We start from the raw sequence: 21,589 nt of genomic DNA on the forward strand, positions 1-21,589 counted from the left end.
CTACTCCTGGGTCGCCGGCGTGCCCGCCGACGCCTTAGCTTCATCGGCAGACAGATGACGACGTTCGAGGTAGGCCTGCACGGCGGCCAGGCTGGCCGCCAGGTCAGGCGTGACCACGGAAACGGCCTTGGGCTCAAGCTCGGCGATACGCGCAAGCATCGCTTTGCTCTGCGGGTTGTCCTGGTTGAAGTTATCTTGCAGGACACTGCGCGCCTCGCCCAGGGAACGGCTGTACACCGCCGTTTCACCATTGAGCGCAGCCCATTGCGCCTGCTCAAGAGCCAGGCTCAACGCCAGGCGTACCTGATTCAGGCCTTGACCGGCGAGCAACGGTCGAATGTTGTCGTCCGGGTTGAAGTCGATGCGGAAGTAGCGGGAAATCTCCTCCCACCATTGGCTCAGGCGACCTTGCGTATCGCTGGTCGGACGACCTTGAGAGCCCGGCTCGCTGAGCTGATATTCCGGGGCAATAGCCGCCAGTTGTACAACCTGATCGCGCAGCGCGGCGAGTTGCAGATAAAGCCCGGTGCGGTCCGGCTGCTCGGTACTGCGCAACGCGGCAAGGCTCTTGGCCAGTTGCTCGCGTGCGGCGTAGGAGCCCGGATCACTTTGCTCACGCAGAATTTCGTCCGCCCCCTGGACCAGTGACTGCGCGCTGTTGATGTCCTGCAGGGCAGACAAACGCAAGCTGGCCAGACGGATCAAATGCTCGGCTTCAGCCAGACGCCAGTCCTGGCGACTGGCACCCAGCACGGTTTCCAGGCGCTGGCTCAAACGCTGCTGATCGCCCTGCAACTGGGCTACCAGACGGCGGCGCTCTTCCAGCTCATCTGCACCGGGCAATTGCGCCAGTCGGGTAGTCAGCTGTTGCTGGCTCTGCTTGAGGGATTGGGATTGCTCGTCGAGTGCCTGCACCTGGCTCGACTGTTGTTGACTGCCGGCTTGCAGGGCGCGGACCTGCCAAATGCCCCATCCGCCAGCGGCGACACCTGCGGCGCCGAGCAACAAGGCCACGATTGCCAGGCCATTGCCACGGCGTGGCGCGGCGACCGGTGACTCAACCGGCGCATCGAGTGCGGGCTGGGTTTCATCTTTAGGCAAGGCTGTTTCGCTCACGTATCCGTCCTTTGCGTATCAGAGAGTGGGCGCGGCTTGCCTCACAAGGCAGCGCTGCGCAACGCCACTAACAAAGCCGCGGCACTCGCACCGCGACAATCCACAACTTTTTCTGCGCCAGCGGCCCGCGCCATTTCATAGACGCGAGGGCTGGGCACGAACAATGGCAGCCGTGCCACCTGCGGCCAATCGGGGCCAGCCAACGCTTGCAGGTGCAAAAAACCCTGCCCACTGCTGACCACCACGCCGTTCAAGCGTTCCAACTGTATGCGTTGCATCAGCTCCCCGGCGTCATACGCCGGAAGGGAGCGACGATACAACTCCAGATAATCGACACTAGCACCTTGCTCGCGTAAACGCTCAGCCAGCAGCTCCCGCCCGCCTTCGCCACGCAGGATCAACACCTGCGCATCGGGGTGTGCGATAGCCTCGCGCAAGGCGGGCAGTGCAAGCAAGGCCTCGCTGTCATCGCCGGTTTGCGGGTAATGAACAGTGAGGTTGTGATCGGCCAGTACTTGCGCGGTGGCCGCGCCGACGCTGAACCAGGGCAGTTGCGGCCAATGCCGATCCAGCTGTTGCAAGGCCAGGCGCGCGGCAGGCTTGCTGACCACGATGACCGCGCTATAACGGCCCAGATCACAAAAGACCGCTTGTTGCTCAGCCGTCACCGGCAAGGCCTGGATCGCCAACAATGGCAGGCTGCTGCTGAAAATGCCGGCCTCGGACAACGTCGCGGCCAGGGCCATGGCTTCCTCGACAGGCCGCGTCAGCAACAGACGCCAGTCGGTCACTGCGGACCAGCCTCGCCATAGATTTTTTGCAGAATGACACCGGCGCCTTTTTCCAGCAGCTCTTCTGCCACCTGAATTCCCAGCGCGGTAGCATCACGCTGCGGCCCGCGAACCTCGGCGGTGAGCAGCGTGCCGCCTGCGGGGTCGCCTACCAGGCCACGCAGCCACAGGTTTTCACCCTCGAGCACGGCGTAACAGGCGATCGGTACCTGGCAGCCGCCGTTGAGGCGTTTGTTCAGCGCGCGCTCGGCCGTGACACGCACTTCGGTGTCTTGATGATCAAGGGGTTTGAGCAGGGCGTGAATTTCACTGTCCGCGGTGCGGCATTCGATACCCACAGCGCCTTGTCCGCCCGCGGGCAAGCTGTCTTCCACGCTGATGGCCGAGGTGATGCGGTCTTCGAAGCCCAGGCGAACCAGGCCAGCCGCTGCAAGAATAATCGCGTCATATTCGCCCGCATCCAACTTGGCCAGACGGGTATTGACGTTGCCGCGCAGAAAACGAATTTGCAGGTCCGGCCGGCGAGTCAGCAACTGCGCCTGGCGACGCAGGCTTGAGGTGCCGACGACACTGCCCAAGGGCAGCTCATCCAGCGACGCGTAAGTGTTGGATACAAACGCGTCACGCGGGTCTTCGCGCTCGCAGATGCAATACAGGCCAAGACCTTCAGGGAAGTCCATCGGCACGTCTTTCATCGAATGCACGGCGATGTCGGCTTCGTTTTCCAGCAGTGCGGTTTCCAGTTCCTTGACGAACAAGCCCTTGCCGCCAATCTTCGACAATGGCGAGTCGAGCAGCTTGTCGCCGCGACTGACCATGGGCACCAGAGACACTTTCAGCCCTGGATGGGCTTGCTCAAGGCGTGCTTTGACGTATTCGGCCTGCCACAAGGCCAGGGCACTTTTACGGGTGGCGATGCGGATTTCGCGAGAGGACATGGATCAATCCGTACTGAATAGATACGGCAGATAATAACAGCTCAGGCAAACACGCTTTGATTTGAATCAGCAAGTGCGGGGCCTCCCTGGCCGCGTCGCACCGGGATACAGCATGCAGACCTCGCCAAAGCCCCTGGCTAAAGCTGCTGCATCATCTTGCGCACACCGGCGACGTGGCGTCGGCTGACGATCAAGGCATCGCCGTTAAGCCCTTTGAGGAACAACTGAAAGTGCCCCAGAGGCGTGCGCTGCAGGCGTTCTATTCGCTCACGGGCCACCAGCGCGTTGCGGTGGATGCGCACAAAGCGGTCGCCGAATTCGTCCTCAAGGGCCTTGAGCGGCTCATCGAGCAACACTTCACCCGTCTCGTGACGCAAGGTCACGTACTTGTGGTCGGCGATAAAGTAGACCACCTGGTTCAGCGGAATCAGCTCGATACCTTTACGGGTCCGTGCACTGATATGGCTGCGTGGCCCGTTACCACTCTGAGCTGCTGGCTGGGTCAAAGCGGCAAGCTGGACGCGGTTGGGACGCTCGGCCTTTTTCAGGGCCTTGAGCAGCGCCTCAGGGGTCACCGGCTTGGCAAGAAAGCTGACACCGCTGTCTTCCAGGGTTTGCGCAGAAAACTCTTCTTGAGCTGCACACAACACCACGGCAGGCGGCGATTCTCGCTCGCTCAAGCGGGCGGCCACTTGCAAGCCATCAAGGCCCGGCAGGCGAATATCGAGCAACACCACATCCGGCTTGAGACTGTCGATCAGCGTCAACGCCTCTTCGCCGTTGGTGGCGCTCGGTTCAAGGACTGTATAACCCTCGAGTTCACTGACCAAACGGCTCAGTCGCTCGCGGGCTTGGGGTTCGTCATCAACGATCAGGACATTCATATTGCGCTGGATTCCTGCGTGAGTCTCGCACAAGGATAGCGTAGACAGGTGCGGTGACTTGCGTCACAGCGATCCACGCTAAGACTAGCGCGAGCGGCAAAAAGTGCCCCGGCAGCGGCACCCATATTTACCCGGACCGGTTCAATTGCGCCCAAGACCTGCTGCCTTCGGGCATCGTCGTAGGGTTTGCTGATACACAATCCGAATACCCCCTTTTTTAATGGATAGTCAGGCTATGACCGCATCACCCGACTTTGGTGCATTCACGCTCTATCAGTGCAACTGTAGACGCTCGCTGAGACGATATTGCTCAATCGTCAAATATCGTTTCAATAAAGGCCTGTTCCAGTCTCTTCCCGGAAGCGTTCGGCGGCAAGGCACTTAGCCACCCTTGGCACAAATAAAAATGCCGACCACCCGCAGCACCGCCTCCAAGTGCAACCCTGTTATTATCGGCGGCACACCTCAACGCCTCTTTTAAGCAGATCACGAGCGAATCCATGAGCACCGACAAGACCAACCAGTCCTGGGGCGGCCGCTTCAGTGAACCCGTCGACGCCTTCGTCGCGCGCTTCACCGCCTCCGTCACTTTCGACCAGCGCCTGTACCGCCACGACATCATGGGCTCGATCGCCCACGCCACGATGCTGGCCAAGGTCGGCGTGCTGACCGACGCCGAGCGCGACAGCATCATCGATGGCCTGACCACCATTCGCGGGGAAATCGAGGCCGGCACGTTCGACTGGCGCGTCGACCTGGAAGACGTGCACATGAACATCGAAGCCCGTCTCACCGATCGCATCGGTGTGACCGGCAAGAAACTGCACACCGGTCGCAGCCGTAACGACCAGGTGGCTACCGATATTCGCCTGTGGCTGCGTGACGAAATCGACCTGATCCTGGGCGAAATCACCCGCCTGCAAAAAGGTTTGCTCGAGCAGGCCGAGCGTGAATCCGGCACTATCATGCCCGGCTTCACCCACCTGCAAACTGCGCAACCGGTGACCTTCGGCCACCACTTGCTGGCCTGGTTCGAAATGCTCAGCCGCGACTACGAGCGCCTGGTGGATTGCCGCAAGCGCGCCAACCGCATGCCTCTGGGCAGCGCCGCACTGGCCGGCACCACTTACCCGATCGACCGCGAATACACCGCACAACTGCTGGGTTTTGACGCGGTTGGCGGCAACTCCCTGGACGGCGTGTCGGACCGTGACTTCGCCATCGAATTCTGCGCTGCCGCCAGCATCGCGATGATGCACTTGTCGCGCTTCTCCGAAGAACTGGTGCTGTGGACCAGTGCGCAATTCCAGTTCATCGACCTGCCGGACCGCTTCTGCACCGGCAGCTCGATCATGCCGCAAAAGAAAAACCCTGACGTGCCTGAGCTGGTGCGTGGCAAAAGCGGCCGTGTATTCGGCGCGCTGATGGGCTTGCTGACCTTGATGAAGGGCCAGCCATTGGCCTACAACAAAGACAACCAGGAAGACAAAGAGCCGCTGTTCGACGCCGCCGACACGCTGCGCGATTCGCTGCGTGCATTTGCCGACATGATCCCGGCGATCAAGCCCAAGCACGCGATCATGCGTGAAGCGGCCTTGCGCGGGTTCTCCACGGCAACCGACCTGGCGGACTACCTGGTGCGCCGTGGCCTGCCGTTCCGTGACTGCCACGAAATCGTCGGCCATGCCGTGAAATACGGCGTGGACACCGGCAAGGACCTGGCGGAAATGAGCCTGGAAGAGTTGCGCCAATTCAGCGACCAGATCGAGCAGGACGTGTTTGCCGTGCTGACCCTGGAAGGCTCGGTGAATGCGCGTAATCACGTAGGCGGGACTGCACCGGCGCAGGTCAAGGCCGCGGTCGTGCGTGGCAAGGAATTGCTCGCCAGCCGCTAAAAGCATCGCAGGCAAGCCAGCTCCCACCTTTGAATGGTTCACCACTCAAAGTGTGGGAGCGGGCTTGCTCGCGAATACGGTAGACCAGTCTCTATATGTATTGACTGACACACCGCTTTCGCGAGCAAACCCGCTCCCACATTTGATGTGTGCACGGCTGATTACTTCTTGGCCGCAATCATCGCCATAAAGGCCGGCATCGCTGCCTCCCTGTCCGCCGCCACTTTCTGCGCGTTGGGCATCGCGTGCAGTCGCTCCAGCAGCGCTTTCGCCTTCGGCAACTCAGCCAGCAAATCCAGGCCAAACAGCTTCTCGCCCACGGCACAGGCGAGGTTCACGCTGTACATGAAATACAGATCGGCAAGCGTGAAGCTCTCCCCCGCCACGTACGGCGCAAACTTGCCGTGTCGACCTAGAGCACTGATCCCCAACAGCAACTCAGCCCTGGATTTTTCCTTGATCGCCTCCGGCACCGGCATACCGAAGAACGCCTCGGCGAAACACGCGCGGGCGGGCAACTCGATGTACAGCTCGATTTCCCTGCACAGCGCCAGCACCTGAGCCCGCTGAAAAGGCTCGGCCGGCAGCAACGAAGGGCCTTCCTGAGTGTGTTCGATGTACTCCAGAATCACGCTGGTTTCATTGATAAAGCCTTGCTTGACGCCCAGCACCGGCACTTTGCCTCGCGGGCTTACCGCAAGCGCTTCAGGCGTCTGGCCTGCATAAAATGGCACTTCTTCAAACGGCAGGCCTTTCTCCAGCAGCGCCAGTTTGACCATGTTGTAGTAGTTGCTGACCGAAAATCCGTAAAGCTTGAGCATCGCGAATGCCTCCAGGCCGGGTGTGGGGTTGGCTGCAGAAGTTATAGAGCGTGCGGCCCGACCTGACCAGCAGCATCACCTGCCTGAATGGGGGTAGACTGGCGCCCTTTCCTTGAGGAGCCCCGCCATGAGCGAGCCGACCGATATCGACAACGACGAAGAAGAATTCACCGAAAGCACGCTGACCCAGGCCATCGAAAACCAGATCGAAAGCGACAACCCGCCTGCCGCCAAGGCCACCTTCAACAAGCTGACCCTGGTGGGCTACGAGCGCGAAGACATTCTGAATCTCATGGCCCACGTGCTGGCTGTTGAAATCGACAAGATGCTTGAAGAAGACCGCGCCTTCGATACCCAATGGTATGAAACCGCGCTGCGCGCATTGCCGGAATTACCCCCGGAAAACGACTGAATCGAGCACTTTCGTGGCCGGGAAGCCTGCTTCCTCGCCACAAACCTGCGCCATATCAAGACCCATGACTTTCACACTGGACAGCCCGGCAAAGTGCGTTCACCTTATGCCCTGCTAGCCTCTAATAAATTTTAGAAAGTCTGGAGTCCTTATGTCGTATACCCCTGAGTTGGTTGCCGAACTGGAAATCCTTGTACTCTTCCCCTTGGACAGCACCAAGGAAGGTCTGAAAGTCCACCAGACCGCTGCTCCCGCTGCCATCGCCGCGGCCAAGCGCCTCCATGCGAAAGGCCTTATCGACCAGCCAGACGGGGGCTACCTGACCAGCCTTGGCCGGGACGCTGCAGAGCAGGCCCAAACCCTGCTGACCATTCTGACGACCGCTACCACCAAAGAAGCTGCCTGATCCCTGATACCGCCCATGGAGTCCGCTTTCTGCGGATTCCGAGGGCACTGATGTGGATGGCACAAAATTCTGACGCCAGAAACCATTTCCCTCTAAACCTCCTACGCTTCTGTCTGTAAACTCCTACACGGCCGCCCACGTCGGGCCCTGCGAGCCAACGAGTTCGACATGACCCGCACCCATGAAATCCGCCCCGACCTGGACGAAGGCATCGACCGCAAGGTGCTGGCCCAATTGCGCGCGCGTTTCATGGCCCTCAACGAAGGGCGCATGGCCCGGGCCGTCGAAGGTCTGACCCCGCGCCAGCAAAGCGTGTTGACGCTGTTGCCGCTGTTTTTCCACGTCAACCACCCCCTGCTGCCCGGTTATGTCTCGGGCAGCACGCCGGCCGGGCTGTCCAATTTCGAACCGGACGCCCAGGCGCTTACTGAAGCTCAGCGCCTGACCCGATCGTTCTCCTACAAGCCACGCCATGGCAATCCGCCACGGCCTATCCTTGGCCTGTACCTGATGGGCAGCCTTGGCACCCTGGCTCAAGCGGACCAGAGCGATATGGACGTGTGGGTCTGCCACTCGCCCGAACTTGGCGAAGCCGAACTGGCCGAGCTGCGCAAAAAGTGCCAGTTGCTGGAAGCCTGGGCCCTGACCATGGGCGCCGAGGCGCATTTTTTTCTGATCGAACCGACGCGCTTTGTATTGGGTGAGCGCGACACGCAACTGAGCTCCGACGACTGCGGCACCACCCAGCATTACCTGCTGCTGGATGAGTTCTACCGCACCGCCATCTGGCTGGCCGGGCGTACGCCGATCTGGTGGCTGGTGCCGGTGTACGAGGAAAGCCGCTACGCCGAGTTCACCCATGCGCTGATCTCTAAGCGCTTCATCCGCGCCGACGAAACCCTGGACCTTGGGCACCTGGCCCACATCCCTCCGGGCGAATTCATCGGCGCCGGGCTGTGGCAGTTGTTCAAGGGCATCGAGTCGCCCTACAAATCAGTGCTCAAGCTGCTGCTGACCGAGGTCTACGCCAGCGAGCACCCGAACGTGCACTGCCTGAGCCTGCGCTTCAAGCGCGCCGTGTTCGCCAATCAGATGGACCTGGACGAGCTAGACCCGTACATCGTGGTTTACCGCCGCATCGAGGAATACCTCAAGGCGCGCAATGAGCCGGAGCGCCTTGAACTGGTGCGGCGCGCGCTCTACCTGAAGGTCAATCGCAAGCTCAGCGTCGGCCAACGCAGCACTGGTTGGCAACGACGCTTGCTGGAGCGCCTGGCCAATGAATGGGGTTGGGACCAGCGCCAACTGGCTCTGCTGGACAGCCGCAGCCAGTGGAAAGTGCGCCAGGTCGCCTCCGAGCGCCGCGCGCTGGTCAACGAACTGAATTACAGCTACCGCTTCCTCACCCAGTTCGCCCGCACCGAGCAAACCGCCAGCCTGATCAACAAGCGTGATTTGAACGTGCTGGGCCGGCGCTTGTATGCAGCGTTCGAACGCAAGGCCGGCAAGGTCGAGTTCATCAACCCCGGCATCGCGCCTGACTTGGCCGAAGACACGCTCACGCTGGTGCAGTCCCCCAATCGCAAGGAGCCGGGCCAGCATCACTGGGGCCTGTACAACGGTAACCTCACGGCGCTGGAATGGGAGCACTTCGCGCCGATCAAGCGCAGCCGCGACCTCTTGGAAATGCTCACCTGGTGCCATCGCAACGGCGTGATCGACAGCAGCACCCGTCTGGCGCTGCACCCGGGCGTCAGCGACATGACCGAATTCGAGCTGTTCAACCTGCTGGGCAGCCTGCAACACACCATCGCCCTGCCCCTGGCCAGCGTCGATGAGGATCACCTGTTGCGCTCGGCGGTACCGGAAGAAGTGCTGTTGTTGATCAACGTCGGTGTCGACCCGCTCAAACATCATCGCGACTTGAACATCCTGATGACCACCGAGCGCACCGACTCCCTGAGCTATGCCGGCGTACGCGACAACCTGGTGCTGACCCTGGATCAGGTCACGCTCAATAGCTGGAACGAGGTCATGGTCAGCCGCTACGACGGCCCCCACGCACTGCTCGACTGCCTGCGTGACTACCTCAATCAACTGCCGTCGGATCACCTGCCACGCCTGCAAGTGCGCTGCTTCTGTCACAACCGTGCGCAGTTCATTGCCCAGCGTGTAGAAGAAATTTTCGACACCGCGCAAAACCTGCAGCTTAGCCAGTCCAATCACCGCTACCTGTTGCAGGTGCAGCAGCACTACCACGTGATGGAGCTGATGCCGGGCCAGGCCACCCATGTGTCGCTGCCGACCCAAGACGCGCTGATTGCCTACCTCAGCGAAGAACTGGCCAGCTACAGCCCGTTGCACCTGGACGCCATGGCCCTGGAAGACCACGACCTGGCGCTGCTGCTGCCGATGGGCTTGGCCGATTGCGTGCAGGTGTTCTACCGGGTCAATGAAGGCGTTGCCGAGTTGTATGTGCTGGATGAGTTCAACGCGCTCTGGCAGCAACGCCTGCCGTTTCATGATGAGCAGAGCCTGCTGGCGCCGTTGCAGCGTTTTCTGCAATCGATCATCTATCGCCGCGAAGCGCTGGCGCCGCTGGATACGCAGCAGCCGTTGGGCGAAGTGCAAATCTTGTATTACCAACTGTTGCCATCAGGCAGCAATCGCGCACGCGGCATCGAGCCGCGCCCCGCGCCGCAGAACCCGGCCAATAAGCCGTTTTATGACGTGCAGGCGATTATCGGCAAGGCGGCGCCCGGACAAGTGGGCATCACCCTGTACTGCAACCAGCGGGAGTTTTGCGAACTGGAGTTTGGCGACCAGCTGTTTGCCGTGGTCGCCCAGGAAATCGTCGGGCAACGTCGAGAAACCGAACGTTACCGCTGCTACATCACCGACCTGGACCTGTCCGGCCTGCTCGGTGATGTGCAAAGCCCAAGCAACCTGTACCTGCGTTACAAGGCCGAGCTGGAGCTGTCGCTCAACAACGCACTGAAGCAGGTTTAAAGCGGCTCTTGTTACAGAGAGAACGCGCCACCGTCTTTGGGCTGGCCGTCAACGCTGAGCAGCTCAAGCTTGAGGGTTTTGCCGCCGGGTGCCGGCCAGTCGATATGCTGGCCCACCTTCAGGCCGAGTAATGCACTGCCTACCGGCGCGAGGATCGAGATCTTGCCCTCGTCTGCGTTGGCATCCTTTGGGTAAACCAGGGTCAGGTGATAGTCCTTGCCGCTGCCTTGCTCACGGCAATGCACGCTGGAGTTCATCGTCACGACACTTGCAGGCACTTCCTCGTGGCCAACCACTTCTTCAGCGCGGTCGAGTTCGTGTTGCAGGGCTTCGACGCCCGGCGAGTCCTCGCCTACACGGTCGATCAATTGCTCAAGACGCTGTACGTCGAGGCGGGTAAGTATGATGGAAGGTGCGGTCATGATTCAGGCAGACTCCTTTTTTCTGCACAAAAAAGCAAAACCCCGCCAGAAAAAGGCGGGGTTCTCACGGACCTCGATGAGTTGAGGTGTACCCGGACACTACCACAGCGACACAAATAAACAAGACGACCTCAGGCACGCTCCCTGCGTTGCTCGGCCTCGGCGCAGATCACCCGGCGCCGGTTATCGTCAGCGGAGCGCCATTCACGAATGTCTTCCACATGGCGGAAGCAGCCGAGGCAGACTTTCTGCTCGTCCAGGCGACACAAACTGATACAAGGTGACGGCACCGCCGGGCTGACATTGCTGAACAGCGGCTTGGGCGGGCGTACGGGTGCAGGCTGGGTCACGATCAGATCTCGTCGAAGTCCAGGTCGGCGCCGGACTGTTCCTTCGTGAGGCGCGCAAGCATTTCGCTCAGCAGCTCCTCGGTGGTGTCGTGCGCCCAACGGTTTTCTTCCTCGTCATAGTCGAAGTGAAAACCACCGGTACGGGCCGCCAGCCATAGCTGACGCAACGGCTCCTGGCGACTGAAGATCAGTTGGGTGCCGTTTTCAAACTTGACGGTCAGCACGCCGGCCGAGTTTTCCAGGTCCACGTCCAGGCCGCTGTCGTCGAAAATATCTTCCAGCGCCTGCTGGGTCGCATCCACCAGGTCGTGAAAACGGGCTTCGGTCAAACTCATTGTGGCAACCTCAAAAGTGTCTGGTTCTGCTCAAGCGCCGCACGATACGGGCGAGCCCCGCTGATTGCAAAGGATACCGAGTTCATTACCGATGGAGCTATGAAATATCCCCGGCCAGCGTAGCCTGCTTCGCGCTCAAGTCGGCAAACCCCCGCCGGACGGGTATTTCGGCGCATAGGCAAGCTGGCGGGTGGTCGGTATACTCGGGCGCAATTAATGCATATTCAAGGATTTCGCCATGAAGCGCCTGATCTCTTCCCTTGCTGCGCTCGTCGCGGTCGCTTGCCTCGTTAGTGCCTGTGGTCAAAAAGGCCCGCTCTACCTGCCCGATGACAGCAAAGACCCAAATGACCAGGCGCAGTCGTCACAAAAGCCGTCAAAAGCGCACAAGCACGACACCTATCAATAAGGGAAACCCATGGACGCTTTTAACTACCGGGACGGCGAGCTGTTCGCGGAAGGCGTGGCGTTGTCCGCGATTGCCGAGCGCTTTGGCACCCCGACCTATGTGTACTCGCGTGCGCACATCGAAGCCCAATACCGCTCCTTTACCGACCCACTGAACGGCGTTCCACACCTGGTGTGCTACGCGGTCAAGGCCAACTCCAACCTGGGTGTACTCAATGTCCTGGCGCGTCTGGGCGCCGGTTTCGACATCGTCTCCCGTGGCGAGCTGGAGCGTGTGCTGGCGGCCGGCGGCAAGGCTGACAAAATCGTCTTCTCCGGCGTCGGCAAGAGCCGAGAAGACATGCGCCGTGCTCTGGAAGTCGGCGTGCATTGCTTCAACGTCGAGTCCACCGACGAGCTGGAGCGCCTGCAAGTCGTCGCCGCCGAGATGGGCGTTCGTGCGCCGATCTCGCTGCGCGTCAACCCGGATGTCGACGCCGGCACTCACCCCTACATTTCCACCGGTCTCAAAGAGAACAAGTTCGGCATCGCCATTGGTGACGCCGAGGACGTGTACATCCGCGCCGCGCAGTTGCCGAACCTGGAAGTGCTGGGTGTCGACTGCCATATCGGCTCGCAACTGACCAGCCTGCCACCGTTTCTGGATGCGGTCGACCGCCTGCTGGCGTTGATCGATCGCCTGGGCGAGTGCGGCATTTACCTGCAACACATCGATCTGGGTGGTGGCGTGGGTGTGCGTTATCGCGATGAAGAGCCGCCGCAGATCGCCGACTACATCCAGGCTGTGCGCGAGCGCACTGAAGGCCGCGGCCTGACCCTGATGTTCGAGCCGGGCCGCTACATCGTCGCCAACGCCGGCCTGCTGCTGACGCAAGTCGAGTACCTCAAGCACACCGAGCACAAGGATTTCGCCATCGTCGACGCGGCGATGAACGACCTGATCCGCCCGGCGCTGTACCAGGCCTGGATGAATGTGACAGCCGTCAAGCCACGTGCTGGCGTTGGCCGCAGCTACGACATCGTCGGCCCGATCTGCGAGACCGGTGACTTCCTGGCCAAGGAGCGTCAACTGGCCCTGGAAGAAGGCGATCTACTGGCCGTGCATTCGGCCGGTGCCTATGGGTTTGTCATGAGTTCCAACTACAACACCCGCGGCCGTGCCGCCGAGGTGCTGGTGGACGGTGATCAAGCGTTTGAAGTGCGTCGCCGCGAGACGGTAGCCGAGTTGTATGCTGGCGAAAGCCTGCTGCCGGAGTAAGCCATGCTGCTGCGTTTTACCAAAATGCACGGGCTGGGCAACGACTTCATGGTCCTCGACCTGGTCAGCCAGCACGCGCACATCCTGCCCAAGCACGCTAAACAATGGGGCGACCGTCACACCGGCATTGGCTTTGATCAATTGCTGATCGTCGAGGCGCCGAGCAACCCGGAAGTCGATTTCCGTTACCGGATCTTCAACTCCGACGGTTCCGAAGTGGAACAGTGCGGCAACGGTGCGCGTTGCTTTGCGCGTTTTGTGCTGGACAAGCGCTTGACCGCCAAGCGCCAGATTCGCGTCGAAACTAAAAGCGGCGTGATCGAACTGGATGTTCGCAGCGACGGCCAGATCAGCGTCAACATGGGCGCGCCACGCCTGGTGCCGGCGGATATTCCGTTTCAGGCCACCGAGCAGTCGACCAGCTATGCGCTCGACGTCGATGGCAAGTACGTGGATATCGCCGCAGTGTCGATGGGCAACCCGCACGCCGTGCTGCGGGTCAACGACATCAATAACGCCCCGGTGCATGAATTGGGGCCGAAAATCGAACATCACCCGCGCTTTCCGGCACGGGTCAATGTGGGCTTCCTGCAGGTGATCGACCGTTCCCGCGCGCAATTGCGTGTGTGGGAACGCGGCGCCGGCGAAACCCAGGCCTGCGGCACCGGCGCTTGCGCTGCGGCCGTGGCCGCGATCAGCCAGGGGTGGATGGATTCGCCGCTGTTGATCGACCTGCCCGGCGGACGTTTGTCCATCGAATGGGCAGGCCCTGGCCACCCGGTGATGATGACCGGGCCGGCCTCGCGCGTATACGAAGGACAGGTCCGCCTATGAGTGAGCAAAGCTAATGACCGACACGCCTCAAGTACCCGCCCAAGCATCCCCGAGCGAAAGTCTGGAGGCCGCTGCTGTCGCGGCGTACCTTGAGGCTAATCCGGACTTCTTCGTCGAACACGAAGAGCTGTTGCCCGCCCTGCGCATCCCCCACCAGCGCGGCGATACCGTGTCGCTGGTGGAGCGGCAGATGAAGATCCTGCGCGAGCGCAATATCGAAATGCGCCATCGGCTCTCGCAGTTGATGGACGTGGCCCGCGACAACGACCGCCTTTTCGACAAGACCCGTCGCCTGATTCTTACCCTGATGGACGCCACCAGCCTGGAAGAAACGGTGATTGCCGTGGAAGACAGCCTGCGCCAGGACTTCCAGGTGCCGTTTGTGAGCCTGATCCTGTTCAGCGACAACCCGATGCCGGTGGGTCGCTGGGTCAGCGGTGGTGAAGCGCAAACCGCGATTGGCGGCTTGCTCTCTGAAGGCAAGACCATCAGCGGCACCTTGCGTGAGCATGAGCTGGATTTTCTGTTTGGCGCCGAACAGCGCAAACAGATCGGCTCCACCGCCGTGGTCGCCCTCAGCCATCAAGGCCTGCACGGCGTACTGGCGATCGCCAGCCGTGACCCGCAGCATTACAAAAGCTCTGTAGGCACGCTGTTTTTGACCTACATCGCTGAAGTGCTGGGCCGGGTACTGCCGCGCTTCACCACCGTCCTGCGCGCGGTGCGCTAGTCATGGAACGGCAACTGGACGCTTATTGCGCTCACCTGCGCAACGAGCGCCAGGTGTCGCCCCATACCCTGGAAGCCTATCGACGGGACTTGAACAAGGTTCTGGCGTACTGCGAAAAACAACAGATCGCCAGCTGGAAAGCCCTGGATATCCAGAGCCTGCGCAGCCTCATCGCGCGTCTGCACCAGCAAGGCCAGTCTTCACGCAGCCTGTCGCGCCTGCTTTCGGCGGTGCGCGGCCTGTATCACTACCTCAACCGTGAAGGCCTGTGCGATCACGACCCGGCCAATGGCCTGGCCCCGCCCAAGGGCGAACGGCGCCTGCCCAAGACCCTCGACACTGATCGTGCCCTGCAATTGCTGGACGGTGCCGTCGAAGACGACTTCCTCGCCCACCGCGACCAGGCCATCCTTGAGCTGTTCTATTCCTCGGGCCTGCGTTTGTCAGAGCTGACCGGCCTGAACCTCGATCAACTGGACCTGGCGGACGGCCTGGTGCAAGTGCTCGGCAAAGGCAGCAAGACCCGCGTGCTGCCGGTCGGCCGCAAGGCTCGGGAAGCCTTGCAGCTATGGTTGCCGCTGCGTCTGTTGACCAACCCCGCGGACGACGCGGTGTTTGTCAGCCAGCAAGGCCGACGCCTGGGGCCACGGGCGATCCAGGTGCGGGTCAAGCTCGCCGGTGAACGCGAGCTGGGGCAGAACCTGCACCCGCACATGCTGCGCCATTCTTTTGCCAGCCATCTGCTGGAATCGTCCCAGGACCTGCGCGCGGTGCAGGAGCTGCTCGGCCACGCCGACATCAAGACCACGCAGATCTACACCCACCTCGACTTCCAGCACCTGGCTACGGTGTACGACAGCGCCCATCCACGGGCCAAACGCATCAAGGGCGGCGACTCATGAGTATCAAGCTGATCACCTTCGACCTGGACGACACACTCTGGGACAACATACCCGTCATCATCGGCGCCGAAGCGTCGATGCGCGAATGGCTGGCGACCCATGCCTCCAAGGTCGGCGATTTGCCTCTTGAGCATTTCGCCAGCCTTCGCCAACAGGTGCTGGAGCGCCATCCCGAGCTCAAGTACCGCATCAGCCTCCTGCGCCACCGCGTACTGATGCACGCGTTTGAAGAGGCGGGTTATCCACAGCCCGAGGCCACGCAAATGGCAGACGTGTGCTATGAGGCGTTCATTCATGCCCGGCACCAGCTCACGCCATTTCCCGAAGCCGAGCCGATGCTTCAAGCATTGCGCCAGCATTTCCTCCTGGGCGTGATCACCAACGGCAACGCCGACGTGCAGCGCGTGGGCCTGGCAGATTATTTCCACTTTGCGCTGCGCGCCGAAGATATCGGCATCGCCAAGCCGGATGCGCGACTGTTTCAGGAAGCGCTGCAACGCGCCGGCGTGGACGCCAGTCAGGCCGTGCATATTGGCGATCACCCCGGCGATGACATCGCCGGGGCGCAGCAGGCGGGGCTGCGGGCGGTGTGGTTCAACCCGACGGGCAAAGCATGGGAAGCGGATAAACGCCCGGATGCGGAAATTCGCAGCTTGAAAGAACTGCCGCCGTTGCTTCGCAGTTGGCAGTAACGCTATCGCGGCAACACTAAAAACCAAAATGTGGGAGCGGGCTTGCTCGCGAAGGCGGTGTATCAGTCAGCACATCAGCAACTGACAGAGCGCTTTCGCGAGCACGCCCGCTCCTACATTTGATGGGTGGTGACCCTTAGGATTTATTACATCCATGAAAAAGCCCGCAGCGACGGCGGGCTTTTTCATGCAAGCGAGCGGCTGACCTCAGATAGGACGGCTACCGTACTTGTTATCCGGCTTCTTCGGTGGATCTGCTACCACGTTGGCCTCGACTTCCTGCACTTTGCCGCCTTTGGCGAGGAATTCTTCCATCGCACGGGCCAGCGCATCGCGCTCTTTGTTCTTGGCTTCAACGCTTGGCAGTTCATCTACCGAAACAGCGGCCTTGGCTTTGCCTTTGGCTGCCGGGACAGGTGCATCGTCGCCACCGTCGTCGTCAGCAACGTCCTCAGCTGCCGCCTCAAGACCTTCTTCGGCCTCGTCGTCGTCACCGACTTCGAGTTCGTCGTTTTCCAGATCATCGTCGCTCATGTTCTACCTCATGACTTGCGAAAAGCAGATTAGTTATAGCCCAGCTTCACCCTCTGTCGAGGTCGCCGGAAAAAAATCAACATCCACTGGATTGCCAGTGGCTTATGCCCCATCACCGTGCAAGGTGGCGAGGACTTTACGAGCACCGCCATGATCACGGTGCTCGCCCAGATAAACACCTTGCCAGGTCCCCATCGCCAAGCGGCCGGCCTTGACCGGCAAACTCAGCTGGCAGCCCAGAAGACTGGCCTTGAAGTGCGCCGGCAGATCATCCGGACCTTCGTCGTTGTGTTCGAACCCTGCACGCCCTTGCGGCACCAGCGAGTTGAAAAAACGCTCGAAGTCACGGCGAACCGCCGGGTCGGCATTTTCGTTGACCGTCAACGAAGCCGAGGTGTGCTGCAACCACAAATGCAACAGGCCCACACGGCACGCCTTCAATTCAGGCAGGCCGGCGAGCAACTCATCCGTCACCAAGTGAAAGCCCCGGGGCTTGGCCCGCAGGGTTATCAGGGTCTGTTGCCACATACAGTTCTCCGCCTATCGGCGCGCATTCTAGCGCGCTCTGGAAAAAAACAAAGTACCGAATACACCTACATGCCTGTAAGACATTCACACCCTTAAAAGTGCCGTGTGGTTCCCATCACAAAGTCGGCATAAACCCGTACACCTTTAGCCACAGACAAACCCCAGACAAAAAAATGCCCGGCAAGCCGGGCATCTTTTTTTCGCGTACTTACAAGTTGTAGCCGCGCTCGTTGTGTTGTGCCAGATCGAGGCCCACGGCCTCTTCTTCGTCGGTAACCCGCAGGCCCATGACCATGTCCAGCACCTTGAGGATGATGAAGGTCACGATAGCCGTGTAGATCACGGTGAAGCCGACGCCTTTGCACTGGATCCAGACTTGCGCTGCGATGTCAGTGGTCGCCGCGTTGAAGCCGCCCAGAGACGGAGCCGCGAACACGCCGGTCAGGATCGCGCCGAGGATACCGCCGATACCGTGCACGCCGAAGGCGTCCAGGGAGTCGTCGTAGCCCAGTTTGCGTTTCAGGGTAGTGGCGCAGAAGAAGCACACCACGCCCGCCGCCAGACCAATCACCAGGGCGCCCATTGGGCCCACGGTGCCCGCAGCAGGGGTGATTGCAACCAAACCTGCCACCACACCCGAAGCGATGCCCAGTGCGCTTGGCTTACCGTGAGTGACCCACTCGGCAAACATCCAGCCCAGCGCGGCAGCAGCGGTCGCAATCTGAGTGACCAGCATCGCCATACCGGCAGTGCCGTTGGCCGCAGCCGCAGAGCCGGCGTTGAAGCCAAACCAACCGACCCACAGCATGGCAGCACCGACCAGGGTGTAACCCAGGTTGTGAGGCGCCATCGGCGTGGTTGGGAAGCCTTTACGCTTGCCGAGTACCAGGCACGCCACCAGGCCAGCCACACCGGCGTTGATGTGCACCACAGTGCCGCCGGCGAAGTCCAGCACGCCCCAATCGCCCAGCAACGAACCCGGACCGCCCCACACCATGTGCGCAATCGGTGCGTAGACCAGGGTGAACCAGACGCCCATGAAGATCAGCATCGCGGAGAACTTCATACGCTCGGCGAAGGCACCGACGATCAGCGCAGGCGTAATGATGGCGAACGTCATCTGGAAAGTGACGAACACCGCCTCAGGGAACAGCGCCGCAGGGCCGGTGATGCTCGCCGGGGTGACACCCGACAGGAACAGTTTGGACAGGCCGCCCACGAACGAGTTGAGGTTGACGACGCCTGCTTCCATACCGGTAGTGTCGAACGCCATGCTGTAGCCGTAAACGAACCACAAAATGGTGATCAAGCCGGTGATGGCGAAGCACTGCATCATCACGGAAAGAATGTTTTTGGAGCGAACCATGCCGCCATAGAACAGCGCCAGGCCTGGAATGGTCATGAACAGCACCAGCGCGGTGGATGTGAGCATCCACGCCGTGTCGCCGGAATTGAGGACTGGAGCGGGGGCTGGGTCCGCCGCCAATGCCAGGGCCGGCATTACGAGGGACAACAGGGCTCCTAGCCCTGCGAATTTACGCAGAGTCATATTGTTTTCTCCTGGGGCGTTGGGGGTTTGGCGGCTTAGATTGCGTCGGTATCGGTTTCGCCGGTACGGATGCGAATAGCCTGTTCCAGATTGACCACGAAGATCTTGCCGTCACCGATCTTGCCGGTGTTGGCCGCCTTGGTTATCGCCTCGATAACCCGGTCAAGATCCTTGTCGTCAATGGCGACATCAATCTTCACCTTTGGCAGAAAATCGACCACGTATTCCGCGCCGCGATACAGCTCGGTGTGACCCTTCTGCCGACCGAAGCCTTTGACCTCAGTAACGGTAATGCCCTGCACGCCGATCTCGGACAGCGACTCGCGTACATCGTCCAACTTGAACGGCTTGATGATGGCAGTGACTAGCTTCATGAAAACTCTCTCCCGAATTGGTGGACTTGCCCCAGGAAAACAAACCCGTCTCAAGTCTAAGCGCAGTGCCTGGCTTTGTAACGCGTCGTCGCCTCGGCATTTACCGTTGCGACGCCAGCGAACCACTGGTGACGAAACCTGTACCCCTGATCCGTCGGCGCACTGCATTCGTCACAGCGACTGCATCAGTGCATGGGTCATGATCGTCTAAGCAGAAAGCTTGCCAGCTCCGTAAAAATCACTGAAATCAGTCCTTTGCCCACTTATGCCCACCTGCGGGGCGTTTTGGCGACGCCAATGCGCACAAAAACAGTGCGCAGCCGCCCGGGGCACTGCGCGAAAAGCGTGCGCTCCAGGCGGTGAAAAAGACTATAGACGCTGCGTGATACACTGCCCGCCAACCGTTTTTCCGGAATGTTTCCCATGCTCGCGCCCAAAGATCTCCTAGACGCCCTGAGCGGCCACGCCTCTCGCCTGTTCAGCGGCGAAACCCCGCTGCCTCGCAACGAAATCGAAAGCCAGTTCAAGGCGCTGCTGCAAAGCGGCTTCAGCAAGCTCGACCTGGTGAGCCGTGAAGAATTTGACAGCCAAATGGTGGTGCTGGCCCGCACGCGTGCACGGCTGGAGAGCCTCGAGGCGAAAGTCGCGGAGTTGGAAGCGCGGCTGACGCCACCTGCTGCTGAATAAACACGCTCAGTGTGGGAACTGGCTTGCCTGCGATGGCATCGACTCGGTGTAACTGATACACCGAGGCGCCCGCATCGCAGGCAAGCCAGCTCCCACATTTGCTCTACGTTGCGCTCTGGATACGTTCTGTAAAACCTCCCCCGCCTCGCTCTTCGCCACCTCGTCTACCCTTGAAAAACCCGCAGGAAGCGGCCCTCCACTCAAGGAACGAGCATGTCCCTCGCCATCGTCCACAGCCGCGCCCAGATTGGCGTCGAAGCCCCTGCCGTCACGGTTGAAGTGCACATGGCCAATGGTCTGCCATCCCTGACACTGGTGGGTCTGCCGGAAACCGCCGTCAAGGAAAGCAAGGACCGCGTGCGCAGCGCCATCCTGAACTGCGCGCTGCAATACCCAGCCCGGCGCATCACCCTCAACCTCGCGCCCGCCGACCTGCCCAAGGACGGCGGGCGTTTTGACTTGGCGATTGCCTTGGGCATCCTGGCTGCAAGCCTGCAGGTGCCGTCGTTGATGCTGGATGACGTGGAATGCCTGGGCGAATTGGCACTGTCCGGCGAAGTACGCGCAGTCAAAGGCGTGTTGCCGGCAGCACTGGCAGCCCGCAAGGCCGGACGCACCGTGATAGTGCCGCGGGCGAATGCCGAGGAGGCGTGCCTGGCCTCTGGGTTGAAGGTGATTGCGGTGGATCACTTACTGCAAGTGGTGGCGCACCTGAATGGGCAGGTGCCGATCGAGCCCTATAAGTCCGATGGCTTGCAGTACTTGAACAAACCCTATCCAGACCTGAGCGAAGTACAAGGCCAACTGGCGGCCAAGCGCGCGCTGCTGATCGCTGCGGCGGGCGCGCATAACCTGCTGTTCAGCGGGCCGCCCGGCACCGGCAAGACCTTGCTGGCCAGCCGGCTGCCGGGGTTACTGCCACCGTTGAGCGAGCAGGAAGCGCTGGAAGTGGCGGCGATCCAGTCGGTGGTCAGCCTCGCACCACTGAGCCATTGGCCGCACCGGCCGTTCCGTCAGCCACACCACTCGGCCTCGGGGCCGGCGCTGGTGGGCGGCGGGTCAAAACCGCAACCGGGGGAAATCACCCTCGCCCACCACGGCGTATTGTTTCTGGATGAGTTGCCGGAGTTTGATCGCAAGGTCCTGGAGGTGCTGCGCGAACCGCTTGAATCGGGACACATCGTCATTTCCCGTGCGCGCGACCGAGTGAGTTTCCCGGCACGCTTTCAACTGGTGGCGGCCATGAACCCCTGCCCTTGCGGGTATATGGGCGAACCGAGTGGGCGCTGTCGGTGTACGCCGGAGCAGATTCAGCGCTATCGCAACAAACTTTCCGGTCCCCTGCTGGACCGGATCGACTTGCACCTTACCGTCGCCCGGGAAACCACAGCACTAAACCCGACCCAGCCGCCTGGCGATAACACGGCGAAGGCCTCGGCACAGGTGGCCGACGCCCGCGAGCGCCAACTCAAACGCCAGGGTTGCGCCAATGCCTTTCTGGATTTGCCAGGGTTACGCAAACACTGCCAATTGGCGAAAGCCGATGAAGGCTGGCTGGAAAGCGCCTGCGAGCGGCTGACGCTGTCGCTGCGCGCGGCACATCGCTTGCTCAAGGTGGCGCGCACGCTGGCAGACCTTGAGCGGGTTGAGAATATTGCTCGGCATCACTTGGCCGAGGCACTGCAATATCGGCCTGCGGCGGTCGGTTAGCCTG

Annotated in this window: 24 protein-coding genes and 1 pseudogene; 12 read left to right on the forward strand and 13 right to left on the reverse strand. The window is 60.9% G+C overall.

Going from position 1 to position 21,589, the window contains the following annotated elements:
- The 5 genes and pseudogenes from AC19YS_RS07370 to AC19YS_RS07390 all read right to left on the reverse strand — a co-directional run.
- Nucleotides 1-1,116 carry a uroporphyrinogen-III C-methyltransferase gene (locus AC19YS_RS07370; RefSeq protein ID WP_106575817.1) on the reverse strand — a complete coding sequence of 372 codons (1,116 nt, stop codon included), beginning with the start codon at nucleotides 1,114-1,116 and terminating at the stop codon, nucleotides 1-3.
- A 41-nt stretch (nucleotides 1,117-1,157) separates the two neighbouring features.
- Nucleotides 1,158-1,907 carry a uroporphyrinogen-III synthase gene (locus AC19YS_RS07375; RefSeq protein ID WP_500601345.1) on the reverse strand — a complete coding sequence of 250 codons (750 nt, stop codon included), beginning with the start codon at nucleotides 1,905-1,907 and terminating at the stop codon, nucleotides 1,158-1,160.
- Complete coding sequence (gene hemC / locus AC19YS_RS07380) at nucleotides 1,904-2,845, reverse strand: hydroxymethylbilane synthase (protein WP_500601347.1); 942 nt, start codon at nucleotides 2,843-2,845, stop codon at nucleotides 1,904-1,906. The genes AC19YS_RS07375 and hemC overlap by 4 nt, the downstream gene beginning before the upstream one ends.
- Before the next feature lie 137 nt (nucleotides 2,846-2,982).
- On the reverse strand, nucleotides 2,983-3,729 hold the full coding sequence (locus tag AC19YS_RS07385) for a LytR/AlgR family response regulator transcription factor (RefSeq protein ID WP_500601349.1): 747 nt from the start codon (nucleotides 3,727-3,729) through the stop codon (nucleotides 2,983-2,985).
- Nucleotides 3,726-3,842, reverse strand: a pseudogene (locus AC19YS_RS07390) (sensor histidine kinase); the annotation flags it as partial. The pseudogene AC19YS_RS07390 and the gene AC19YS_RS07385, both read right to left, overlap by 4 nt.
- 387 nt (nucleotides 3,843-4,229) lie before the next feature.
- Here AC19YS_RS07390 and argH point away from each other — a divergent pair.
- Nucleotides 4,230-5,624 (forward strand): argininosuccinate lyase, encoded by a 1,395-nt coding sequence (gene argH / locus AC19YS_RS07395; protein WP_169367827.1) that lies wholly within the window; start codon nucleotides 4,230-4,232, stop codon nucleotides 5,622-5,624.
- Nucleotides 5,625-5,785: 161 nt separating this feature from the next.
- On the opposite strand, the gene AC19YS_RS07400 is transcribed toward argH, so the two are convergent.
- On the reverse strand, nucleotides 5,786-6,445 hold the full coding sequence (locus tag AC19YS_RS07400) for a glutathione S-transferase family protein (protein WP_179610004.1): 660 nt from the start codon (nucleotides 6,443-6,445) through the stop codon (nucleotides 5,786-5,788).
- Nucleotides 6,446-6,572: 127 nt separating this feature from the next.
- Here AC19YS_RS07400 and AC19YS_RS07405 point away from each other — a divergent pair, with 127 nt between their 5' ends.
- The 3 genes from AC19YS_RS07405 (at nucleotide 6,573) to AC19YS_RS07415 (ending at nucleotide 10,272) form a co-directional block, all read left to right on the forward strand.
- A complete protein-coding gene (locus AC19YS_RS07405) occupies nucleotides 6,573-6,857 on the forward strand; it encodes a hypothetical protein (protein WP_106575823.1) in 285 nt (94 codons plus the stop codon).
- 151 nt (nucleotides 6,858-7,008) lie between these two features.
- Nucleotides 7,009-7,263, forward strand: coding sequence for a TIGR02647 family protein (locus AC19YS_RS07410; RefSeq protein WP_106575824.1), 255 nt, complete (start codon nucleotides 7,009-7,011; stop codon nucleotides 7,261-7,263).
- 168 nt (nucleotides 7,264-7,431) lie between these two features.
- The gene (locus AC19YS_RS07415; protein ID WP_500601352.1) at nucleotides 7,432-10,272 is read left to right on the forward strand and encodes a class I adenylate cyclase; all 2,841 of its coding nucleotides are present in this window, start codon (nucleotides 7,432-7,434) and stop codon (nucleotides 10,270-10,272) included.
- An 11-nt stretch (nucleotides 10,273-10,283) separates the two neighbouring features.
- Here the strand turns inward: AC19YS_RS07415 and rnk are convergent, their stop codons facing one another.
- The 3 genes from rnk to cyaY all read right to left on the reverse strand — a co-directional run bounded on the left by rnk (nucleotide 10,284) and on the right by cyaY (nucleotide 11,379).
- Nucleotides 10,284-10,694 carry a nucleoside diphosphate kinase regulator gene (rnk, locus tag AC19YS_RS07420; RefSeq protein ID WP_106575826.1) on the reverse strand — a complete coding sequence of 137 codons (411 nt, stop codon included), beginning with the start codon at nucleotides 10,692-10,694 and terminating at the stop codon, nucleotides 10,284-10,286.
- A 131-nt stretch (nucleotides 10,695-10,825) separates the two neighbouring features.
- Nucleotides 10,826-11,044 carry a DUF1289 domain-containing protein gene (locus AC19YS_RS07425; protein ID WP_106575827.1) on the reverse strand — a complete coding sequence of 73 codons (219 nt, stop codon included), beginning with the start codon at nucleotides 11,042-11,044 and terminating at the stop codon, nucleotides 10,826-10,828.
- 2 nt (nucleotides 11,045-11,046) lie between these two features.
- A complete protein-coding gene (gene cyaY, locus AC19YS_RS07430; RefSeq protein WP_094948747.1) occupies nucleotides 11,047-11,379 on the reverse strand; it encodes an iron donor protein CyaY in 333 nt (110 codons plus the stop codon).
- Nucleotides 11,380-11,617: 238 nt separating this feature from the next.
- Here cyaY and lptM point away from each other — a divergent pair, with 238 nt between their 5' ends.
- From lptM to AC19YS_RS07460, 6 genes are read left to right on the forward strand one after another with little or no spacing between them, the layout of a single operon-like run.
- Nucleotides 11,618-11,788, forward strand: coding sequence for an LPS translocon maturation chaperone LptM (gene lptM / locus AC19YS_RS07435; protein WP_106575828.1), 171 nt, complete (start codon nucleotides 11,618-11,620; stop codon nucleotides 11,786-11,788).
- 9 nt (nucleotides 11,789-11,797) lie between these two features.
- Nucleotides 11,798-13,045: a diaminopimelate decarboxylase gene (lysA, locus tag AC19YS_RS07440; RefSeq protein WP_500601355.1), complete on the forward strand. Its 1,248-nt coding sequence runs from the start codon at nucleotides 11,798-11,800 to the stop codon at nucleotides 13,043-13,045.
- A 3-nt stretch (nucleotides 13,046-13,048) separates the two neighbouring features.
- Nucleotides 13,049-13,879, forward strand: a complete 831-nt coding sequence (gene dapF / locus AC19YS_RS07445) for a diaminopimelate epimerase (RefSeq protein WP_500601357.1) — start codon at nucleotides 13,049-13,051, stop codon at nucleotides 13,877-13,879.
- A gap of 13 nt (nucleotides 13,880-13,892) precedes the next feature.
- Nucleotides 13,893-14,609, forward strand: coding sequence for a DUF484 family protein (locus AC19YS_RS07450; RefSeq protein ID WP_500601359.1), 717 nt, complete (start codon nucleotides 13,893-13,895; stop codon nucleotides 14,607-14,609).
- A gap of 2 nt (nucleotides 14,610-14,611) precedes the next feature.
- Nucleotides 14,612-15,511 (forward strand): tyrosine recombinase XerC, encoded by a 900-nt coding sequence (gene xerC, locus AC19YS_RS07455; RefSeq protein WP_124418740.1) that lies wholly within the window; start codon nucleotides 14,612-14,614, stop codon nucleotides 15,509-15,511.
- A complete protein-coding gene (locus tag AC19YS_RS07460) occupies nucleotides 15,508-16,203 on the forward strand; it encodes an HAD family hydrolase (RefSeq protein ID WP_500601361.1) in 696 nt (231 codons plus the stop codon). Before xerC ends, AC19YS_RS07460 begins: the two co-directional genes overlap by 4 nt.
- A 207-nt stretch (nucleotides 16,204-16,410) precedes the next feature.
- Here the strand turns inward: AC19YS_RS07460 and sutA are convergent, their stop codons facing one another.
- The 4 genes from sutA to glnK all read right to left on the reverse strand — a co-directional run bounded on the left by sutA (nucleotide 16,411) and on the right by glnK (nucleotide 19,188).
- The gene (gene sutA, locus AC19YS_RS07465; RefSeq protein ID WP_106575834.1) at nucleotides 16,411-16,737 is read right to left on the reverse strand and encodes a dormancy-specific transcriptional regulator SutA; all 327 of its coding nucleotides are present in this window, start codon (nucleotides 16,735-16,737) and stop codon (nucleotides 16,411-16,413) included.
- Between the two features lie 102 nt (nucleotides 16,738-16,839).
- A complete protein-coding gene (locus tag AC19YS_RS07470; RefSeq protein ID WP_071485166.1) occupies nucleotides 16,840-17,265 on the reverse strand; it encodes a secondary thiamine-phosphate synthase enzyme YjbQ in 426 nt (141 codons plus the stop codon).
- A 208-nt stretch (nucleotides 17,266-17,473) separates the two neighbouring features.
- The gene (locus tag AC19YS_RS07475; RefSeq protein ID WP_017135897.1) at nucleotides 17,474-18,814 is read right to left on the reverse strand and encodes an ammonium transporter; all 1,341 of its coding nucleotides are present in this window, start codon (nucleotides 18,812-18,814) and stop codon (nucleotides 17,474-17,476) included.
- Between the two features lie 35 nt (nucleotides 18,815-18,849).
- Nucleotides 18,850-19,188 (reverse strand): P-II family nitrogen regulator, encoded by a 339-nt coding sequence (gene glnK / locus AC19YS_RS07480; protein ID WP_002555808.1) that lies wholly within the window; start codon nucleotides 19,186-19,188, stop codon nucleotides 18,850-18,852.
- Nucleotides 19,189-19,611: 423 nt separating this feature from the next.
- On the opposite strand from glnK, the gene AC19YS_RS07485 reads away from it, so the two are divergent.
- On the forward strand, nucleotides 19,612-19,875 hold the full coding sequence (locus AC19YS_RS07485; protein WP_058421153.1) for an accessory factor UbiK family protein: 264 nt from the start codon (nucleotides 19,612-19,614) through the stop codon (nucleotides 19,873-19,875).
- Between the two features lie 213 nt (nucleotides 19,876-20,088).
- Nucleotides 20,089-21,585 (forward strand): YifB family Mg chelatase-like AAA ATPase, encoded by a 1,497-nt coding sequence (locus AC19YS_RS07490; RefSeq protein WP_106575835.1) that lies wholly within the window; start codon nucleotides 20,089-20,091, stop codon nucleotides 21,583-21,585.
- Nucleotides 21,586-21,589: the final 4 nt, after the last annotated feature.

This window comes from Pseudomonas sp. MF08831 (assembly GCF_059862645.1).

Excerpts from the sequence above, each read along its gene's own strand:
- hemC (WP_500601347.1), bottom strand. The coding sequence starts at position 2,845 with ATGTCCTCTCGCGAAATCCGCATCGCCACCCGTAAAAGTGCCCTGGCC.
- AC19YS_RS07385 (WP_500601349.1), bottom strand. The coding sequence starts at position 3,729 with ATGAATGTCCTGATCGTTGATGACGAACCCCAAGCCCGCGAGCGACTG.
- argH (WP_169367827.1), top strand. The coding sequence starts at position 4,230 with ATGAGCACCGACAAGACCAACCAGTCCTGGGGCGGCCGCTTCAGTGAA.
- AC19YS_RS07400 (WP_179610004.1), bottom strand. The coding sequence starts at position 6,445 with ATGCTCAAGCTTTACGGATTTTCGGTCAGCAACTACTACAACATGGTC.
- AC19YS_RS07405 (WP_106575823.1), top strand. The coding sequence starts at position 6,573 with ATGAGCGAGCCGACCGATATCGACAACGACGAAGAAGAATTCACCGAA.
- AC19YS_RS07410 (WP_106575824.1), top strand. The coding sequence starts at position 7,009 with ATGTCGTATACCCCTGAGTTGGTTGCCGAACTGGAAATCCTTGTACTC.
- AC19YS_RS07415 (WP_500601352.1), top strand. The coding sequence starts at position 7,432 with ATGACCCGCACCCATGAAATCCGCCCCGACCTGGACGAAGGCATCGAC.
- rnk (WP_106575826.1), bottom strand. The coding sequence starts at position 10,694 with ATGACCGCACCTTCCATCATACTTACCCGCCTCGACGTACAGCGTCTT.
- cyaY (WP_094948747.1), bottom strand. The coding sequence starts at position 11,379 with ATGAGTTTGACCGAAGCCCGTTTTCACGACCTGGTGGATGCGACCCAG.
- lptM (WP_106575828.1), top strand. The coding sequence starts at position 11,618 with ATGAAGCGCCTGATCTCTTCCCTTGCTGCGCTCGTCGCGGTCGCTTGC.
- lysA (WP_500601355.1), top strand. The coding sequence starts at position 11,798 with ATGGACGCTTTTAACTACCGGGACGGCGAGCTGTTCGCGGAAGGCGTG.
- dapF (WP_500601357.1), top strand. The coding sequence starts at position 13,049 with ATGCTGCTGCGTTTTACCAAAATGCACGGGCTGGGCAACGACTTCATG.
- AC19YS_RS07450 (WP_500601359.1), top strand. The coding sequence starts at position 13,893 with ATGACCGACACGCCTCAAGTACCCGCCCAAGCATCCCCGAGCGAAAGT.
- xerC (WP_124418740.1), top strand. The coding sequence starts at position 14,612 with ATGGAACGGCAACTGGACGCTTATTGCGCTCACCTGCGCAACGAGCGC.
- AC19YS_RS07460 (WP_500601361.1), top strand. The coding sequence starts at position 15,508 with ATGAGTATCAAGCTGATCACCTTCGACCTGGACGACACACTCTGGGAC.
- sutA (WP_106575834.1), bottom strand. The coding sequence starts at position 16,737 with ATGAGCGACGATGATCTGGAAAACGACGAACTCGAAGTCGGTGACGAC.
- AC19YS_RS07470 (WP_071485166.1), bottom strand. The coding sequence starts at position 17,265 with ATGTGGCAACAGACCCTGATAACCCTGCGGGCCAAGCCCCGGGGCTTT.
- AC19YS_RS07475 (WP_017135897.1), bottom strand. The coding sequence starts at position 18,814 with ATGACTCTGCGTAAATTCGCAGGGCTAGGAGCCCTGTTGTCCCTCGTA.
- glnK (WP_002555808.1), bottom strand. The coding sequence starts at position 19,188 with ATGAAGCTAGTCACTGCCATCATCAAGCCGTTCAAGTTGGACGATGTA.
- AC19YS_RS07485 (WP_058421153.1), top strand. The coding sequence starts at position 19,612 with ATGCTCGCGCCCAAAGATCTCCTAGACGCCCTGAGCGGCCACGCCTCT.
- AC19YS_RS07490 (WP_106575835.1), top strand. The coding sequence starts at position 20,089 with ATGTCCCTCGCCATCGTCCACAGCCGCGCCCAGATTGGCGTCGAAGCC.